At 43.8% G+C, this 2,898-nt stretch carries 4 protein-coding genes and 1 pseudogene; 4 read left to right on the top strand and 1 reads right to left on the bottom strand.

Annotated features, from left to right (window positions below; translation table 11 throughout):
• The 4 genes from F6K38_RS38595 to F6K38_RS38580 form a co-directional block, all read left to right on the top strand.
• The coding region (locus F6K38_RS38595; protein ID WP_287360224.1) for an SUMF1/EgtB/PvdO family nonheme iron enzyme at nt 1-1,046 on the top strand (1,046 nt) is incomplete at its 5' end.
• A gap of 27 nt (nt 1,047-1,073) precedes the next feature.
• Nucleotides 1,074-2,009 (top strand): formylglycine-generating enzyme family protein, encoded by a 936-nt coding sequence (locus tag F6K38_RS38590; protein WP_287264732.1) that lies wholly within the window; start codon nt 1,074-1,076, stop codon nt 2,007-2,009.
• Entirely contained in the window at nt 2,006-2,143 is a 138-nt protein-coding gene (locus tag F6K38_RS38585) for a hypothetical protein (RefSeq protein ID WP_287264733.1), read from the top strand. Before F6K38_RS38590 ends, F6K38_RS38585 begins: the two co-directional genes overlap by 4 nt.
• A gap of 9 nt (nt 2,144-2,152) precedes the next feature.
• On the top strand, nt 2,153-2,416 hold the full coding sequence (locus F6K38_RS38580) for a four helix bundle protein (RefSeq protein WP_287360222.1): 264 nt from the start codon (nt 2,153-2,155) through the stop codon (nt 2,414-2,416).
• Nucleotides 2,417-2,779: 363 nt separating this feature from the next.
• Here the strand turns inward: F6K38_RS38580 and F6K38_RS38575 are convergent.
• Nucleotides 2,780-2,898, bottom strand: a pseudogene (locus tag F6K38_RS38575) (photosystem II q(b) protein); the annotation flags it as partial.

Below are 2,898 nucleotides of genomic sequence, written 5' to 3'. Positions count from 1 at the left end.
TCACTGACAACTTAGAACCTTTTGAATTTGAAGCGGAAGTTCCCATCATTGTTTTTGAAGAGGAGCCAGAGGAGGATGAAGAGAAATTACAACAGTGGACATTTGAAACCCCTACTGTTAACCATCACGGGGAAATCATTAAAACCACAACCTACACTGCCTCTTACTTCACTGAAACCCTAACCGATAATGTCGAACTGGAAATGGTGGCTATCCCTGGAGGAACGTTTACCATGGGTTCCCCTGAAAGCGAAAAAGATAGCCGTAGTCGTGAACGTCCCCAACATAATGTCACACTCCAACCCTTCTTTATGGGGAAATACCCTGTCACCCAAGCCCAATGGAAAGCGATCGCATCAATTACAGACCTTAAGGTCAATCAAGATTTAGATCCAGACCCCTCTTATTTTAAAGAACCATATCAAGGGATAGATAGATGGCAAAGACCCGTTGAAAAAGTCAATTGGTATCAAGCAGTAGAGTTCTGTCAACGGCTTTCTAAGCTAACAGGAAGGGAGTATAGACTGCCTTCCGAAGCGCAATGGGAATATGCCTGTCGAGGGGTTACAGAACCTCTCAAGCTTGACAGTGGAGAATCCTATCCCCCATTCTACTTTGGAGAGACGATTACCGGACAGTTAGCCAATTACGACGCCTCATCCACTTATGCCGATGAAGAACCAGGAGAAAGAAGCGAGGGAACCACCCCTGTGGGTGAATTTCCTCCGAATCCCTTTGGGTTATATGATATGCACGGGAATGTTTGGGAATGGTGCGCTGATGATTGGCATGATAACTACGAAGATCCGCCCACAGATGGCAGTGCTTGGATTGATAATAATGAACCGGAAAATGTCAATGCTAAAAATAATCCAAATTCAGCCACAAATGACGAAAATAATCCAAATTCACCTCTTCGGGGCGGCTACTGGGCTATATATCCTACTTTCTGCCGTTCTGCGTTTCGCAACTCCGTCATTAGGCGCGTCGACCGCATCAACTATTTTGGTTTTCGTTTAGTGTGCGTATCCGGGAGAACTGGATGAAGTCAGAAGTCAGAAGTTTGAAGAATTATGCCAAAATTGGCAATAAAACGCCCAAAACAAACCTTTCGAGGCTACAGAGAATACATAGACGGTATCCCTCTCGAAATGGTCTTAATCCCTGATGGAACCTTCACCATGGGCGCACCGGAGAGTGAAGAAGGGAGTCGTGATAATGAAAGACCCCAACATGATGTAACTATTTCCTCGTTTTTAATGGGACGTTACCCGATTACTCAAGATCAATGGAAAGCGATCGCATCTCGATCTGACCTTAAGGTCAATCAAGATTTAGATCCAGACCCCTCTTATTTTAAACAGCCCTATCAAGGGATAGATAGATGGCGAAGACCTGTTGAACGAGTCAATTGGTATGAAGCAGTAGAGTTCTGTAACCGGCTTTCTAAGCTAACAGGAAGGAATTATAGACTACCTTCTGAAGCCCAATGGGAATATGCCTGTAGAGGGGTAAAAGAACCCCTTAACCTGGAAGCTGGAGCATCCTATCCCCCATTCCACTTCGGAGAAACCATCACAACAGATTTGGCTAATTATCGCGGGACCGATGATAAAGACTCTGAATGGTCAGGATCTTATGGTAGAGAGCCAAAAGGAGAATACCGTCAGGAAACAACACTAGTAGGATATTTTGAAGTCGTCAACTTTTTTGGACTCAGTGATATGCACGGGAACGTTTGGGAATGGTGCGCTGATGATTGGCATTCTAACTATGAAGGTGCGCCCAATGACGGCAGTGCTTGGATTGATGGTAATGAAGCGGAAAATGTCAATTCTGAAAATCAGTCATATTTAGCCAATAATCAGGATAAAAGCTCATATTCAGTGCTGCGGGGCGGCTCCTGGTACGACCATCCTTATAACTGCCGTTCTGCGATTCGCCACAGCATCAATAGGCGCGACTACCGCTACGTCAATTATGGTGTGCGTGTAGTGTGCGCTGGATGAAGTCAGAAGTTTGTTCGCGTAGCGTGGCCAAAGGCCAAGTCAGAAGTCAGAAGTTTTCATCAAGTCAGAAGTTTGAAGTCAGAAGTCAGAAGTTTGAAGTTTGTTCGCGTAGCGTGGCCAAAGGCCAAGTTTGAACAAATAATTTGAGTTATCAACAAGTTTCAATTCAGGACAGAACAAAAAAGTTTGCGGTTAGAATAGTCAAAGCTTGCATTTGGTTAGAAGAAGAATCTAAGGTTCTAGGAACCTTAGCGAATCAGTTATTAAGGTCAGGAACTTCTATCGGAGCTAATTGTAGTGAAGCTCAGTCAGCCCAATCCCGAAGAGATTTTATCAGTAAATATCAAATTGCTCTCAAAGAAGCAAGAGAAACAAAATACTGGCGCTTAGGTTCTGATAGAAGCTGAACTGGTATCATTAGAAAAGTTCAAAGCACTAATCCAAGAAACCGAAGAAATTATTAAAATCCTAGTCACCACGGTCAAAAAACTCAAAGAATAGACGTAAGCTATCAGCTTATGTGCTACGCGCACGCTACGCAAACAGCTATTGGCCAAGCTACGGAAACAGCTTTTTAATAAAAGAAGCTGACCGCTGAATGCTTACGAATAGACTTCAAACTTTCTAAAAACTTCAAACTTCTGACTTCTGACTTCTGACTTCATAAAAACTTCTGACTTCTGACTTCTGACTTCTAACTTCCAAACAAAAAAGCGCTCCCCAAACGGAGAGCGCTTCTTTCAAACTCAGCCAATTAAGCCAAGTTTAGATTAGCCGTTGATAACTGGAGCAGTTAAAGCAACAGGAGTAGCTTCACCAGCAGCTAGGTCTAGAGGGAAGTTGTGAGCGTTACGCTCGTGCATTACCTCGAAACCTAGGTTAGCCCGGT

It is taken from the genome of Moorena sp. SIO3B2, assembly GCF_010692525.1.
In the GTDB taxonomy this organism is placed as follows: domain Bacteria; phylum Cyanobacteriota; class Cyanobacteriia; order Cyanobacteriales; family Coleofasciculaceae; genus Moorena; species Moorena producens.
The sequence above is the reverse complement of the archived record's forward strand: the minus strand, read 5'-3'. Positions and strand labels throughout refer to the sequence as shown.

Bases quoted from the DNA above. Each gene is read 5' to 3' on its own strand.
- F6K38_RS38590 (WP_287264732.1), top strand. From the start codon at position 1,074: ATGCCAAAATTGGCAATAAAACGCCCAAAACAAACCTTTCGAGGCTAC.
- F6K38_RS38585 (WP_287264733.1), top strand. From the start codon at position 2,006: ATGAAGTCAGAAGTTTGTTCGCGTAGCGTGGCCAAAGGCCAAGTCAGA.